Here is a 15,241-nt window from a genome sequence, read left to right as displayed (position 1 = left end):
TCACCCGTTCTTCAGGGCCCAAGCTACTATCAAGAAATCCGGCAATTACACCCAGCTGTAACAATTGTTGAATAAATTGTTCTACCCAATAGTTAGATGAAACATCAGAAAAAGTAGTTTCAGCCAAAGATGGCGGGGAGCATCCCACTTTGATGAGTTTCCCTTGCAAAGGATAAGTCACTGGCTCACAAACAAAAGCTGCCAACTTAGGCTCTACATAAGTCAGCTTTGGCAGATTTTGTTTATCTAGCCACGATTTCCAATCGCTAGATATTTTTTCTAGAGTAGGATGCTTACTTAAAAACTCTGAGTCTACAACAATATCGTCAGGGCTTTTAACACTTATCTTAGAACTATTGAGGTAGATATTATAATCATAAATAACGTTTTGATTGTTGATATTACTATTAATATCTTTACCAGTAAAAGCATAGAGAATATTATTCATAATTCTGACATCAGATGATGTATGAGCATATATTTGACCATCTTGAGTTTCTGGACTCTGATTATTTAAAACCGCAGTGTTATTTACAATATCAACATGCTCGCTTAAAAATACATGAATACCTGAACCACCATTATAAAATGCAAGATTGTTTTTTACTAAAGTACGTCCCTTATATGCACCCAATTTGGGGTTATTATCATTTCTGGAACTATCGATAATAATGCCATTACCGTCTGTGATCTTTCCGACTACAATCCAAGGGATGTACATGCGATTGTTGTAGGTTTTGTTGTTCGTAACAAACATCTTGTATCCTTGGTTGTTGTCAGAATCCCAATTGCTCAACATCGAAATGCCACTGCAACCATAAACGCTATACCAGGCATTATCGAACACGACGTTATTATCTACTGTCACATAGTCCGATTGAATCGCTGAAATACCTGCTCCTCCACAGTCATGCACTTTGTTGTTTAGAATACGGATGTGATGAACATAACCATTGGTTCGTCCATCAATACTTATGCAGTTTCCGTTCGTCAGTGGGTTTGCTTTGTTAGTCTTCTGACTCATCGCATAATCAAGGGTTACATTGGCATTGTTCCCGACGACCTCCAGCCCATTTATCTCGATATATGAAGCTCCATTTGAAACCAGGATACCGTGCCATGTATTGTGCTGAATTTTTGGGAAATGCCCAGGATATGCTTTATAACTAATCCATGCTTTGCCATTTCCAGAACGTTTAATATTTAATACACTCCCAGCTTTGGGTAAATTTGTGTATACTCCGTTCATAATTAATACTGTGTCGCCAGGGTTAGTCATATCTGCTGCCTTTTGAATTGTCCGAAAGGCGGATGAAGAAGAAACTCCACTATTTTCGTCGTTTCCAGTACCACTAACATAATATGTTTTCGGAGTCTCCTGACTGCTGATTAGCTCGCGGCTGAATAGGATCATTTCCTTGTTAGTGGATACCTGACGGACGTTTTCAGGTAAAGATGCTTTTTTCCTTTCTCCCTCAGCCAAAAGACTTAACGCCACGGGAATTGCCAGATATGCGCTGAAACTGAAACCTTGAATTACCACCAGAAAATACTCCTTTCTCTGCACTCTTCAATCAAAATATCAAGATATTCATAAATTTTGATACTCTTTTGAATACAGAATACAATAGAGCCGACTTTTCTAGCTTGCCCATAGTGCAATTAAAGAAGTATTCCCATAAATATGGATATTAAGTCAGACGATACAGAGATACAAGAGTTGTTGGAAAATAGATTTTTTCGGGCTAAAAATGAAGGCGATCGCACACTATAGTTAAAGTGGCGATCGCCGATCAGGGGTGATTAAAGTCACGATTTGAATTGAGTTAAATTTAGTAGCGGGATTGTGGTACTAAATTCAAGTTAGAATTCAGTGTGAGCCTTAAATCTTGTGCAGGTCTGAGGACAAAAGCATTTACTTGTTTTTTCCGCAACAAGATACTCGCGCCTGCACCCGCACCCGCACCGATAACAGGTTTTAAATCGTCAATTCTGTGGTTGCCAGTAATTAGTGAACCTAAAAGACCAGCACCCCCGCCAATAGCTGCGTCAGTTAAAACCTGATTTGTACTGGGGCCCTGTGTAACTCTTTCAGTTCTGGTGTATGTCCGAGAAGTTGCATTAATAGACTGACGCTGACCATTAGAAAATTCTAATTCTTGAGCTACAAACCGCACACCTTTTCCTTTGTTATCATCTGTATCTCTTGAATAACTATTATCTAAGTCAACAGATTCTAGCTGTCCAATTACTTTAGTACCAGCAGGAATTAAGACATTTCTATTTCTGTCAATAATGTTATTGGCTATTCTCAAGGTTAGAGATTTAGTTTCCCCAGGAGCGATAGTAATTGTTTCTTTTTCGTAGGTGACAGGAAAAGAAACCCCAGAAGGAATGGTCGCGTTTCCGTATTGCCCAATTCTGTCTTGCCCAATTCTATATTGTGCATTAGCAGGAGCCAAGCTGAATAGGGGGCTAATGACGCTTGTAGTAACGGTCATTGCCATAAGTGCAGCAGTTCCAAATTTCCATTGATGTAGGCGACTCATAAGAGGGTTATCCTTTGTGTATGTGATGTATGTAATGACGGGGATTCACTGAGTTTGTTTCTGATTGTTTTTGAACCTGTCTATAGGCGTATTCCGAAGGTAAAGGTGCTTATACGACGAGGAGTATTTGTTGCAGCTACGCCCATCGGAGATATCGCTGCTCAGAATTTGTATCATGCTAATGTGCGTCAGCAAATAGAGGGTGAGATCCTGACGTGACGCAAAATAAGTCTAATAGTTTCCAGAGTTGTTTCTTTGTTTAAGTTCACATATCTACACCACTGAACAGAGGCGAATGGGCTGACTGCAAACTCTTGCTTCTATTCTAGATTTATTTGCTAGGACTTGGGAAATATTTTCGGTTTCTTAACGAATGATTTAGCTGTGGGACTGAAAGATCAACTATCTGCTATATGTGTATTTAAGATTGCTGCTGACGCTGTTTAATCTCTGCGATCGGTAATAGCAAAGTATCTTCTATTTGCTGCCGAATTTCACGGCTGACATAACAATCGCTATTTAAGCAATCTACCAGTAATTTATTGGCATCATAATACTGCTGAAGCAATTCTTTTTGCTCGTTACTGAACTGCCAATCATGACCGATATTACGATGTTTAATCATTACTAGTCTTAATTCTTCACACCAAGCCTTTCCATTAGCTAACCACCATTTCTCAGATTCTTGCCAGTATTGTATGCTTGGTAGTTGCTCTCGAAGTTTTTGCAGCAAATTCTTGAGTTTTAGGTCGAGGGTTCGGTCAAGGGTTCGGTCAAGGGTTCGGTCGAGGGTTCGATCGAGGTCAAGGGTTCGGTTGACGGTTAGGTTGAGGAGAAGAGTTCGTGTGAAGAAGAGGTCGAGGGTTCTGGAGAGGGTTCCGGAGAGGGAGAAGTCGAGGTCAAGGTCGAGGGTTTGGAAGAGAGAAAAGTCGAGGCTGAGGGTTCGGAAGAGGTAGAGGTTGAGGGTTCGGGAGAGGGAAAGGTCCAGAGTGCAGGAGAGGGAAAGGTCCAGAGTGCAGGAGAGGGAGAGGTTGAGGGGGTGGTCGAGGGTTCGGGAGAGGGAAAGGTAAAAAGCCCTAACTGATGCTGGTTTGTAAGAAAACTTAACGGAAAGAGATTTTTCTTTTACCCACAGAAGAAACTCCTGTAACCTCTGATCATCAGCTACTGTAAAATCAATTTTATCTTTGATCAACAGCAATAACCGATCTGCATTTGGTGACATTCCAACCGCAAGTAAAAAGACTTCCCGCCAGCGTTTTTCAGTGATGTGGCTAACAAGATTTTGCAATGCTTCCTCTGATGATTGTCTCACAATCACAAATTCTCTAGCTGTGAAATACTCATGAAATGTGAGATGAGAAAATGAGTAAATCCCTTTTGCCCTTGCTACAACTAATCCATGATGATGTTCAATTGAACGCAAAACTTGCTCACTATCAAGTTGCAATGCTTCTTCGTCAATATTAGCATCGGGTAAATTGCGGATGTATTCTGTAATGTATTGTTCTGCCACTTTCTGCTTGAAAAAATAGTCACCCCGCTTAAAGGTAGTCAACGCCATTTTGCTGAGTAAATCTTCTTTGCGTTGAACCGATAGCTTTTTATAAATCTGATCGCGTTGAATCCCCCGCTTGGCATCCCATTTTTTCAATAACGCATCTAGTCCTTCTTTATATAACTCAGAACGATTTGCAGGAAAATCTCCTGACTCTTCAAATGCTAAACAAAGTAACGTCAGCAGCAGCGGATTTGCAGCAAGTTCTTTGATGCGCTTATTTTCTTTGAGACGTTTGATAAAAGTTTCTGGTTTTACAGCTTTATCCTTAAACCAGTTATTGGTAAAGTTGAAAATTTGGTAATCGTCAAAATCAGCAACTTCCACCTCTGTAAACTTTTCAAAGGTATACTCTCGTGCTGCAATCCGGCAGGTCATGACAAACTGATTTTTTGGGAAACGATCGGAAAACTCACGAATTTCCTTTAATACACGGTTACTATCCTCTTCTCTAACCTCATCCAACCCATCGAGTAAAACTAATGCCTTGCCATAAGTTAGTACATCTCGGATAGAAGAGATAGGATTTATTGCATCTTCAGTGATGTGTTGCAATAATCCAGGTTTATTTGCAGCTTCCGCAAAGTTTTTGAGGGTGACAAAAATAGGTACACGTTCAGCCTTAAACTCACCTCCAATACACTGAATCGCCAAATACTTCAAAAAAGTGGTTTTACCTGCTCCTGGTTTACCCAAAATCATCAGCTTGGAATATTTCTCAACCGCTTCCAGCCCTGACAGTCGTTTTTCAGTAATTCTGTTAAGTCCAAAGAGGTCAAAATCCTGACTGCTACAGTGTTGTAATAATTCATCAATTCCTAACCGCCGCTGTCCAGTGATTTTCTCTAATATATTGACACTGGTGTAAATGTCATTCAGCCCAATGGGTTGAGTCATATCTAACACCCGCATTGTGCCGCAAAGTCCTTGGATGCGGGATTTTATCTTTTCGCGTACCTCTTGCACGATCGCATTAATATCAATGCTGTTGTCTTGATTTACCTCTGGTTCACTAGCTGGTTCAGCAACTATTTCTTCCCACTCTAGGTCTAGCCTGTCGCAAATCTGGACAAAGAGATTGCGGTCAACAGGCTTACCTGTAAAGAATTTTCCAATCGGCTGGCGAGTTACTTCTAAATCTTCAGCTAATGCCTTTTGAGTTAAGGAACAGCGGATCAAAGCTTTTTTTGCTTTTTGGATACCTTCTGGAGAACTGCAAAGCGATCGCCCGGACATAACCTAACCACTACACTTTTGCTGATTCTAACTGCCAATTTCGTAATTCATCCTCATCGCATACACAAGTCACTCATATGCCCAGCCTGTATTTAAGCCTACAACAACCATCCACCTGTAAAGCTAGGGATGTAGTGATTCAAATGATTTGGGAGTCGGTAAATGTTATCCAAGAAATTTCCTTCAAGAGATGAAGTGCTGGCTGTTGTAACGCTGATTATGGTCATTGGTTCTCTAACTCTTGCAGTTATCGACGAAAAGAGTCGCCCTCCATTTCTCGATTTAACAAAATTTGCTATCGGTACATATATTGGATTGTTGATACCTCGGTCAAGGTCAACCGATCGCGATCGCAACTAGCCAAACTCGAATTATATCTTGACGATTAGAAGTCGCATAACCATAAAAACGAAACCCGCCAGCGCGGGTTTTAATTTTCAAGAGATTTTACGAGTTACCTTAAAAGGTTTAGTTCTATAAATTTTTGATGCGATCGCAGCAATCAACGCTGCCTTTGTGTTTCATCAAAGTGGCCGAATTTTTTCCGAGATATTACGTATATCCCTAGCAGCAATAGACCCGCGACTGTTGCAGGTTCGGGTACGGCTTTGATTTTGGCATAAATAGCTGTTGTAGTTGTGGCTCCTTCAAGAGCCTTAATACTTATTTGGCTAACGTCTGGATTAAAGCCAGTTAGCTCAAGCGTGTATTTATTGCCTTCAAAGGTAAAACTGTGATTACTCAAATTTGTGTCTATAAATACAAAGTCTGCACTTTTTTCAGGATCTGTTGCTTCATTAAGTGTATTTACTAGATGCAACTTGAAGTCAAACACTTCGCTGATTTCAGTGGGAAGGCTGAAGGATACATTGATATTTAAAGGTACAAATTCAACGCTTGTACCTTGAAATACCGTTCCATTAAAGTAAGTTAAATCAGCTATTTTGAATTCAGAGTTAATGTCAGTTGAAAATGAACTTCCATTAAAGGTTAGTTTATTTGAGCCTGTTATTGTACACCCACTAGGAGTATTTGGACTTGGTGGACACACATTAGAATCACCCCAATTAAATGTGTTGCTTCCGACACCTGTATATATGGGATCAGTATCTATACTTGCTGGAGTAGGTTCTCCCCATGTAGCACTAGAGATACCAGAAAAAGTGAGAGCATCTGCTTGACCAGAGAAACCAAATCCTGCGATCGCACTCACAAAAAAACTAGATATAGCAGTAGCAAAAACCAAACTTAGTTTCATAACTTAGGTTTCAATTCTCATCCTGGAGCATCTCTCAATTAGGTTTCCAGTCTACGTTAGTAAATTTACGGAAAATACGCCAATATTTTATTGTACTTTTTATAAAATATTTATATATACAAAAATATCTTGATGAAGAATTTATATTTATGAATCTGACTTTATGAATTTTTAAAATATTTCACTACTTTATAATTGGTAAAACAGTAATTGCGACACCGAATAGCCCGTCGTAGACATCGCTACTTAGTTGGTTCCCTGATTAATTGTCAAGTTGATATCAAGTTACTATTTTCTGGTTACATTATAACTTCGACAAAATCTTTGGCAACAACTGACTAGGAACTTTAGATAAAGCCAGATTTTGTCCCTCTATCCCTAATTCATTATGAAAAGCACGAATAGTTTTCACTACATAAGTGAAGGTTGTTTGATAAGCCTCTGGTTGTTTACTAAATCCGTTTAAGGCTTGCAAATGGTTATCTAATGCTACTTCTAAGTGTTCAGAACCTGTTGCTTTGTCGCCATTAAAAGACTTATCTATTACTAGCTGATAATGGGCTAGTCCCAGATTATTATAAGAGGCAAACAAATCAAAACTTAAAGGAATACCGCTAAGTGAGTGAGCCAAGGCTATAGCTTCTTCATAAGCGGTGATACATAGTTGCAGATACTTTTGCCGTGCCTCTTTAGTTGTCTGAGATAAGTTTGCTAGATGCCAGTAGGCAGTACCCAGATTATTTTGTGTAGCAGCACAGGCACTGGGAACATTAGCTGGAGTGCGATACTTGAGAGCTTCGCTATAAACATCTATAGCTAGCTGGAGATTTTGGGCAGGTTGTTCGTATTGTGCCAGATTCCAGCAGGCAGTACCGATATTATTTTGAATCATGCCATATTTGAGCGGTTCCTCTTCGGGGTTGTAGTGTAGAAGTGCTTCGTTGTAAGCTGCGATCGCTTTCTTTAAATGCACAATCGGTTGATTGTATTGCCCTAGATGCCAGTAAGCAGTACCCAAATTATTCTGGCAAGCCGCATACTTTAAAGAGTCCATATCGGCTGTACGATAGCTGAGTGCTTCACTGTAAGCTAAAACTGCTTGCTGCCAATTTTCAGATGGCTGAGAAAAACGAGCTAAATCACCATAAGCCGTCCCCAAATTATTTTGCACACGAGCGTAAGTTTCCGAATGTGTCTGGGGCGAAATCATCTTTAATGCCAACTGATAAAATTCTATTGCCTGCTCTATATAAGTTTGTCCCTCCTCAGAATTCGGTGGTGTGCGGTATAGCATCCAGTAGAGTGTACCCAAATCATTTAAGATATCTGGGAGTTGCGGTGAGGTTTCGTCATAGCTAATTGCCTCCTGATAAGCAATAATTGCCACCATCAGGTTTTCTAGGGTTGACTCTCCTTGCTCAATGCGAAGGCGGTATAAGCTGCCCAAGCGATGATAAGCTTCTGCCAGTACCTCCCCTGGAACTTGCTTTTGGTGTAATTCTTCAATCTCCAACAAAATCTGCTGCGGTTGTAAGTAATTCTCTGTATCTTGAGCAATATTTGTGTTGATTGTTGTGATTACTAGCTCCGTTAACTCGCTACTAATATGAGATAAAGACGATAGCGATTGATTATTAGTCCCACTAGCAGACCTATTAGTAGATTCCTGTTGTTGTGGCGCAGTCTTCAATAAATCCACTGTTGACGGCGAAGCTTCCTGAGTTTCGTGTACTTGTGTTTCTGCCAGAAAATCGGAATTATTTTCAAACTTTAACTCGCTGGCTGCGGTTCTGAGTTCTGCTTGGGTAACTGATTCATCTAGAATCGACTGCTCAACATTCCCTAAATCCAAGCTTCCAGAACGTGAAAAACGTTCTGGATAGCCCGAATTCTGAGTCGCTGGTGTGGGTTCTCCGGCAAACGCAAATAGGCCAGTACGGCAACGCCAAAACTGTGGTGCTGATTGCTTGATAGCAGATAGCCAAGGACGCGGTATCCACAGCAGCAAGTTAGATTCTAGAAATCGGCTAGATTCTTGTGTAGAGAAATATTGTTCGCTTAAGCGGAGGTAGTGCAAAAATAACCGTTGTGTTGCCACTGGTTGCTTAGTTAGCTGCTCCACGCCGACAATCTGAAATGCTGGTATTGGAAAAGGTCTTCCTGGGGTATCTTTTGAAGCTCCAACAATTGGCGGTGGATAATTTGCCAACCATTGATTTATCTGAACGATGGGATTGGGATCGTTTAAATTCAAACGCAACGTTACTAATCGCGGATAAGCTGGAGTGCTATTTTCCTGGGAATTTGATGACTGATATAGCACTTGTCCAACAGGATAAGCCAATGTAGAATGCAAACGGGCTGCTACTTGGTTTCTTAAGTGTAAATCATCACATACAGCTAAAAAAAGTTGTCGTCGTAAGCCAAGACTTAGGGCAAGTTTCAGGCGCTGGTATACTTGCCGATTCCAAGCAAAATTATCGTTGTGTGCAGTATCATTCACGCTCATGGCGGCTAAAGAGCCAAAACACAGTAGATATAACCTTTCTAGGCGCATCCAAGTGGGTTAAACTCATAATAAAAATGATTTTTAAGTGGATGTTATGCGGCTCAGGATAAATTGAGCCTTCAGGTCTATAAAAATAAAAAAGTATATAATTATACTTTAATCGCTAACTTAATTTTAGCAAAAAATAAAAAAGCAGGCCCCTCTTAAAATCGGAACCTGAAAAACTAAACTATAAAAGATGAAATTTTATTAATATGTTTTATGCTCAACTAATCTTAGAAACAAAGAAGGCGACTAGAACCAAGCCAGCAACTAAAGCTGTAGCGGCGATTCCTAAGAAAAGATAAGTTCGTTTTTGCCCTTCCGTGGGAGGTTCTGCTTGATAAATCTTTGGTTCCCGGGCAAAATTATTTAAAAGGCCGCCTTCTTCATTGGTATAGGGCATGAATTAATTCCTTTATCTTTATCGTTCATTTAATGTTACATAAATGCTAAATCCGCTCTGAAACTGCTAGACAAATCGTTACATTTAGGGATTGGGCATTGGGCATTGAGAATTGGGTATTGAGAATTGGGTATTCCTATTGTCTCTGTTGTCTTCCTTATCCGTATATTCCCTATGCCCCATGCCCCATTTCCTAACTAGTAATCGTCCCAGTCATAGGAGAACTAGGACTGGCGTAATCTTTGATGGGCATCCTACCAGCAAGGTATGCTAGACGGCCGGCGACTGTTGCTAAATTCATGGCACGAGCCATTGCTGCTGGGTTTGGAGAAAGAGCGATCGCACTATTAATCAACAAGGCATCTGCTCCCAATTCCATTGCTTGGGCGGCTTCTGAGGGTGAACCAATACCAGCATCTACCACCACTGGCACACCTGCATTTTCGATGATGATTTGGATGTTAGCAGTTGTTTTCAGCCCTTGTCCAGATCCAATTGGCGATGCCAAAGGCATGACTGTCGCACAACCTACATCTTCTAAGCGCTTGGCTAACATGGGATCAGCGTTGATATAGGGCAATACTGCAAAGCCTTCTTTAACTAGTTGTTCTGCTGCTTCCAGCGTCCCAATCGGGTCTGGGAGTAAATACTTAAGGTCAGGTATTACTTCTAACTTTACGAAGTTATTATCTTCCTGTCCTAACAATTTCGCCATTTCTCGCCCCAAACGCGCCACCCGAATCGCCTCTTCAGCAGTTTGACAACCTGCGGTATTGGGTAACATCCAAATTTTCGTCCAATCTAAGGCTTCAGCTAAACCTTCATGTCCAGGAGCTTTGGTTTGTACCCGTCGTACTGCTACGGTGACAATCTGGCAATCGCTGGCGGCGATGCTTTGCTGCATTTCCTCAATGCTGCGATACTTGCCAGTTCCCGTCATCAAGCGAGATTGGAAGGTTTTGCCAGCAATAATCAGTGGGGAGTGTTGGGGAGATATAGCAGGATGATGCCCGTTGGAGAAATTGGCAGAGTGAGTCAGCATTGGGGTGGAGGTAGATGGCTTGGACTGGAAGCGCGAATAGTGAAAATCAGCAAGTAGGGGGTCAGATTTTTGTTGCAAGATGAAATCGGCAATCAATGCGGCTGTTACGGGTGCAAGTAGAATCCCGTTGCGGTAATGACCAGTAGCAAGGGTTAAATTTTGACAATGGCTTGTGCCAAGGATGGGTAACTCATCAGGGGTGGCTGGGCGAAATCCCCACCAGAATTCCTGGATGGGATAATTCTTTAGTTGGGGATATAGCCGGATGGCAGCTTGTAATAATGTTTGAATGCCTTCTGGGGTGTTGTCGGGGATGAAGCCAACGTCTTCGCTTGTTGCCCCAATAACGAGGCGATCGCGTCTTGGTACGATGTAAATATCTTGTCCGAACAAAACCCGCTTTAAGGGCAATTCTGGCACATATTCCGGTATCCGCACACTCAGCATTTGTCCTTTTCTGGGGCGGACGGGTAGTGGTAATAACTCATTTGACCAAGCACCTGAAGCTAAAACATAGTGCGCGGCGCGAATTATTCCAGCATTGGTTTGTACGCCAACCACTTGTCCTTGCTGCTGTAAAAACGCTTCTGCTGTAATACCGTCTTTGAGTTCAACACCAACAGACTCAGCCGCCGTCCACAATACATGAGCTAGAGCCTTATTATCAACTTGCGCGTCTTCAGGATACCACCAAGCACCAACTACCTCTGCTCCCAATCCTGGCTGATATTGATGAATTGCCTCTTTGTTTAACCAGTAAGCCGGGGACGAGGGGGAATTTTCTTCTCTTACTCCCCCAGCTAAGAGCTCCCCTGTCTCTTCAAAAAAGGGTGCGAGGATACCGCAGGGACGGTAGCCAGTATTTAAGCCGGTCAGTTCTGCTAATTTGCGCGTCCAGTCGGGATATAAAGCACGCGATCGCCAACACAAGGAACGCATTGCCCCATTTGGGATGTTTTCCGCATCTGGTGCCAACATCCCGGCGGCGGCGTGGGTAGCGGCAGCCTGGAAGTCACGACAAAGCACGGTAACACCTGTCCCGCGCAGTTTTAGTTCAATGGCGATCGCTAAACCAATAACGCCGCCACCAATAATTACAATCTCACTAGTCATTAGTCATTGGTCATTAGTCATTGGTCATTAGTCATTAGTCATTAGTACATAACTTATAACTTAAAACTCGTAACTAAAGACGGATCTATCGTTACCACAAGGCGCGAATTGGTTCGTTGCCTTGATTTGTATTGCTGGATGGCGTGTCTGTTCCTGAAGTATCTGTACTGCCGTCTGTTGTACTGTCAGCAGGTGATGTTGAGTCATCGCTAGGATTCTGGGCAACGCTACTTCTCTTGTCAAGTCTTGGGGCGACAATAGTGCGTCTGGTTTGGTTTGTTTGAGTTGTTTCGTTTCCTTCAGTTGCAGTTTCATCATTCTTGCTGCCAGCACTGCTATTAACATTGATATTAGCTGGCAGGACTTGTGATTTTTTGTCACCAGGAGCGTTAGCGCTTTGTACGCCCATTGGAAAGTTAATGCCCAGTAATGTACCAAGCAGAATGGCCAAACCTCCAGCCATTAAAATTAAGGGTGTCCATCTACCCATCTTGTCTTAACTCCTTTTTAACCTTTTGGTGTCCACACTATTCGAGAACCTTGTCCCCAAAATCCATCAAACTTTATCACTTTCACATCGCCTAAAACTAGAGTTTGATAGGCTAAACATAGGTCTGTTGTAGGAGAATGGGGAGGAAGCGAATGCCCTTAGGCGAATGCCGTGCTCGATCACGCCAATTCGCTGCTGATACTTTGCCTTGCTAGATAAACTCTTGACATCCTTAGACATCCTTCGTTTATTTGAGGTTTCATCGGGTGGAGTCGGCTCCAGAACCTTCCGCGCCCAGACACGGTAAAGCAAAGCCGTGTTTAATATCTAGTGTCCTAGTTTCTCTACCTTAACCATACAGGTACCGCAACTGCCAATGCCGCGACAGTTTATTACCTTAGCACCGTCATTGTAGAGGTGAATACCATTTTGCAGCAAAACTTTTCCGAGATTGCTTCTCTGTCCGCACTCAATTGTTTTACCTTGAGCTAGTATTTTAGGCATTTTTAAATTGCCAAACTGGCATTTTGTTGTATATTGACACATTGCCTCGAAAGTTGTATAGTCGGTCCCAGTTTTATGACCAAAAATTCCTCACCTCAACTTTGGCTCTATGACACTACACTACGGGATGGCACTCAGCGCGAGGGGCTATCAGTATCGATAGAAGATAAGTTACGCATTGCCAAGAGACTCGATCAACTAGGAATTCCCTTCATTGAAGGCGGTTGGCCTGGTGCTAATCCCAAGGATGTACAATTTTTCTGGCAACTCCAAGAAAATCCCCTCAAACAAGCTGAAATTGTGGCTTTCTGTTCGACTCGCCGCCCCAATACCACTGCCGCAACTGAACCGATGCTACAGGATATTTTGGCTGCGGGAACTCGCTGGGTAACGATTTTTGGCAAGTCTTGGGATTTACACGTTACAACCGGACTCAAAACGACATTAGAAGAAAATTTGGCGATGATTAGCGACACAATTGAGTATCTCCGTTCTCAAGGGCGTCGGATTATCTACGATGCCGAACATTGGTTTGATGGCTATAAGCACAATCGAGATTATGCTTTACAGACATTAGAGGCGGCGATCGCATCTGGTGCTGAATGGCTAGTCCTCTGTGATACCAATGGCGGCACTTTACCCCACGAAATTAGCCAAATTGTTCAAGATGTGGTAAAGGTGACTGAGGCATGGGGCATGGCGAAAAAATCTAATCAATCCCCAATCCCTCAAATTGGAATTCATACTCATAACGATTCGGAAATGGCGGTTGCTAACGCAATAGCCGCCGTGATGGCAGGGGCAAAGATGGTACAGGGCACAATTAATGGTTACGGTGAACGTTGCGGTAATGCTAACCTCTGTTCGTTAATTCCCAATTTACAACTGAAGGCGGGTTACAGTTGTATCACAGAAGACCAGCTCACACAACTTACAGAAGCTAGTCGTTTTGTCAGTGAGGTGGTCAACCTTGCGCCAGATGAACACGCCCCCTTTGTGGGACGTTCGGCTTTTGCCCACAAGGGCGGTATTCATGTATCAGCCGTAGAACGTAATCCCCTAACTTACGAACACATTCAGCCGGAACAAGTCGGGAATTCTCGCCGCATCGTGATTTCGGAACAGTCTGGACTCAGCAATGTTTTAGCCAAAGCCCGCAGTTTTGGCATTGAACTTGATCAGCAAAAGGCAGAGGCCAGGGAAATTCTCCAGCGTCTCAAAGATTTGGAGAGTGAAGGATTTCAATTTGAAGCAGCAGAGGCAAGTTTTGTACTGTTGATGCACGAGGCTTTGGGAGGTCGCCAGCAGTTTTTTGAAGTCAAAGGTTTCCAAGTCCACTGTGACTTGATTGAGGGGAAGGAAACTAGTAATGCCCTAGCTACAGTCAAAGTCGCTGTTGAGGGGAAAAATATTTTGGAGGCGGCGGAAGGTAACGGTCCAGTGGCAGCTTTGGATGCAGCTTTACGCAAGGCTTTGGTGAACTTTTATCCCCAAATAGCAAGCTTTGATTTGACAGATTACAAAGTGCGGATTCTCAACGGACATACGGGCACTGCGGCAAAAACCCGTGTGTTGGTGGAATCAGGCAATGGTCGTCAACGCTGGACGACGGTAGGAGTTTCTACCAATATTTTGGCGGCTTCCTATCAAGCTGTAGTGGAGGGATTGGAATACGGTTTGTTGTTGCAATCCCAAGCAGAAGCGGCTTTGAAAGCTTCTAGTTGACAAAAATCACTATGTAGTGTGATGAAATTTTAGGCTTTTCGTTGAGATGGGAGGCGATCGCCTCCCATAATCGTGCAACACTTTTGTGCGATGGTGGCTCAAGGTCAATTAACGTTACAAATATTTTTTAGAAGCCAGAAAACTGAATATAGGATATTTAAACAATTACTTTTACCTTTTGCCTTTTTCCTGACTAGTACGGCACGGCGTAAATAAACCACCCATTCCAAATCAATGAAACCCTTACGCTGTATACCTGTTTGAATTTTGAATGCCTGAATTTTGAATTCACGGCGGTACTAGCGCCCAGTGCTGATATGGTTAAGTTAGTGGCTTCTGTGCCATGAATGCAAAAATAACAACCCAATTGCCAATCCCATACTGGCAATTATTGTTACTCCTATACTTAAAAAGCGTAGGCGCAGTCCAACCCAGGCATCGCTAATATTTAGGTGCAGACCTAGAAATCTAATCCTGCGACAAAAACTTCATCCTATCCAAGGTTTTAGGAGAACTTTTCCCAGGATTGGGCAACTAATTGGCTCAACCAGCGACGTTGTTGCTGATCCAGCAGTGGATCATCTGCTAGCAACTGAGCGGTTAATTCTTCCAAAGATTGACCCTGAGCGCGGACAATTTTAATTACTCCAGCGATCGCACTGGCAACTAGTTCTTCATCAATCGGCTGTTGTCGTAGAGCAACAATTTCTTGGGGACTGTCTGGAATAGGATAATTCATGGCGTGGGTTTACAGAAATACAAAATGAACAATAACTTTGACAAACTCTTAAAATTTCTTCACTGAATCTTTA

At 42.4% G+C, this 15,241-nt stretch carries 10 protein-coding genes and 3 pseudogenes; 2 read left to right on the top strand and 11 right to left on the bottom strand.

The window, feature by feature from the left end; genetic code table 11:
- Positions 1-10 precede the first annotated feature (10 nt).
- The 3 genes and pseudogenes from V7K36_RS12085 to V7K36_RS12075 all read right to left on the bottom strand — a co-directional run.
- Positions 11-448 (bottom strand): annotated as a pseudogene (locus tag V7K36_RS12085) (S-layer homology domain-containing protein); the annotation flags it as partial.
- 1,384 nt (positions 449-1,832) lie between these two features.
- Positions 1,833-2,549, bottom strand: coding sequence for a conjugal transfer protein TrbI (locus tag V7K36_RS12080; protein ID WP_335115970.1), 717 nt, complete (start codon positions 2,547-2,549; stop codon positions 1,833-1,835).
- A 421-nt stretch (positions 2,550-2,970) separates the two neighbouring features.
- Positions 2,971-5,343: an NACHT domain-containing NTPase gene (locus V7K36_RS12075; protein ID WP_335115968.1), complete on the bottom strand. Its 2,373-nt coding sequence runs from the start codon at positions 5,341-5,343 to the stop codon at positions 2,971-2,973.
- A gap of 162 nt (positions 5,344-5,505) precedes the next feature.
- Between V7K36_RS12075 and V7K36_RS12070 the strand changes: the two genes are divergently transcribed.
- Positions 5,506-5,703: a hypothetical protein gene (locus V7K36_RS12070; protein WP_335115966.1), complete on the top strand. Its 198-nt coding sequence runs from the start codon at positions 5,506-5,508 to the stop codon at positions 5,701-5,703.
- A gap of 142 nt (positions 5,704-5,845) precedes the next feature.
- Here V7K36_RS12070 and V7K36_RS12065 read toward each other — a convergent pair whose 3' ends face one another.
- The 7 genes and pseudogenes from V7K36_RS12065 to V7K36_RS12035 form a co-directional block, all read right to left on the bottom strand.
- Positions 5,846-6,601, bottom strand: coding sequence for a choice-of-anchor K domain-containing protein (locus V7K36_RS12065; RefSeq protein WP_335115964.1), 756 nt, complete (start codon positions 6,599-6,601; stop codon positions 5,846-5,848).
- A 304-nt stretch (positions 6,602-6,905) separates the two neighbouring features.
- Positions 6,906-9,110 (bottom strand): tetratricopeptide repeat protein, encoded by a 2,205-nt coding sequence (locus tag V7K36_RS12060; protein ID WP_335116072.1) that lies wholly within the window; start codon positions 9,108-9,110, stop codon positions 6,906-6,908.
- A gap of 265 nt (positions 9,111-9,375) precedes the next feature.
- Positions 9,376-9,555, bottom strand: coding sequence for a photosystem II assembly protein Psb34 (gene psb34, locus V7K36_RS12055; RefSeq protein ID WP_335115962.1), 180 nt, complete (start codon positions 9,553-9,555; stop codon positions 9,376-9,378).
- A gap of 193 nt (positions 9,556-9,748) precedes the next feature.
- A complete protein-coding gene (thiO, locus tag V7K36_RS12050) occupies positions 9,749-11,710 on the bottom strand; it encodes a glycine oxidase ThiO (protein ID WP_335115960.1) in 1,962 nt (653 codons plus the stop codon).
- A gap of 91 nt (positions 11,711-11,801) precedes the next feature.
- On the bottom strand, positions 11,802-12,200 hold the full coding sequence (locus V7K36_RS12045; protein ID WP_334829875.1) for a hypothetical protein: 399 nt from the start codon (positions 12,198-12,200) through the stop codon (positions 11,802-11,804).
- 17 nt (positions 12,201-12,217) lie between these two features.
- A pseudogene (locus tag V7K36_RS12040) lies at positions 12,218-12,408 on the bottom strand (2Fe-2S iron-sulfur cluster-binding protein); the annotation flags it as partial.
- A 134-nt stretch (positions 12,409-12,542) separates the two neighbouring features.
- Positions 12,543-12,704: pseudogene (locus V7K36_RS12035) on the bottom strand (2Fe-2S iron-sulfur cluster-binding protein); the annotation flags it as partial.
- A 75-nt stretch (positions 12,705-12,779) separates the two neighbouring features.
- On the opposite strand from V7K36_RS12035, the gene cimA reads away from it, so the two are divergent.
- Positions 12,780-14,429, top strand: coding sequence for a citramalate synthase (gene cimA / locus V7K36_RS12030; RefSeq protein WP_335115958.1), 1,650 nt, complete (start codon positions 12,780-12,782; stop codon positions 14,427-14,429).
- 505 nt (positions 14,430-14,934) lie between these two features.
- On the opposite strand, the gene V7K36_RS12025 is transcribed toward cimA, so the two are convergent.
- A complete protein-coding gene (locus tag V7K36_RS12025) occupies positions 14,935-15,168 on the bottom strand; it encodes a hypothetical protein (RefSeq protein ID WP_196522570.1) in 234 nt (77 codons plus the stop codon).
- Between the last annotated feature and the right edge of the window lie 73 nt (positions 15,169-15,241).

Source organism: Nostoc sp., assembly GCF_036919555.1.
In the GTDB taxonomy this organism is placed as follows: domain Bacteria; phylum Cyanobacteriota; class Cyanobacteriia; order Cyanobacteriales; family Nostocaceae; genus Nostoc.
The sequence above is the reverse complement of the archived record's forward strand: the minus strand, read 5'-3'. Positions and strand labels throughout refer to the sequence as shown.

Coding starts and splice junctions, on each gene's coding strand:
- V7K36_RS12045 (WP_334829875.1), bottom strand. CDS start 12,200: ATGGGTAGATGGACACCCTTAATTTTAATGGCTGGAGGTTTGGCCATT.
- V7K36_RS12070 (WP_335115966.1), top strand. CDS start 5,506: ATGTTATCCAAGAAATTTCCTTCAAGAGATGAAGTGCTGGCTGTTGTA.
- cimA (WP_335115958.1), top strand. CDS start 12,780: ATGACCAAAAATTCCTCACCTCAACTTTGGCTCTATGACACTACACTA.
- V7K36_RS12080 (WP_335115970.1), bottom strand. CDS start 2,549: ATGAGTCGCCTACATCAATGGAAATTTGGAACTGCTGCACTTATGGCA.
- thiO (WP_335115960.1), bottom strand. CDS start 11,710: ATGACTAGTGAGATTGTAATTATTGGTGGCGGCGTTATTGGTTTAGCG.
- V7K36_RS12025 (WP_196522570.1), bottom strand. CDS start 15,168: ATGAATTATCCTATTCCAGACAGTCCCCAAGAAATTGTTGCTCTACGA.
- V7K36_RS12065 (WP_335115964.1), bottom strand. CDS start 6,601: ATGAAACTAAGTTTGGTTTTTGCTACTGCTATATCTAGTTTTTTTGTG.
- V7K36_RS12060 (WP_335116072.1), bottom strand. CDS start 9,110: ATGAGCGTGAATGATACTGCACACAACGATAATTTTGCTTGGAATCGG.
- psb34 (WP_335115962.1), bottom strand. CDS start 9,555: ATGCCCTATACCAATGAAGAAGGCGGCCTTTTAAATAATTTTGCCCGG.
- V7K36_RS12075 (WP_335115968.1), bottom strand. CDS start 5,343: ATGTCCGGGCGATCGCTTTGCAGTTCTCCAGAAGGTATCCAAAAAGCA.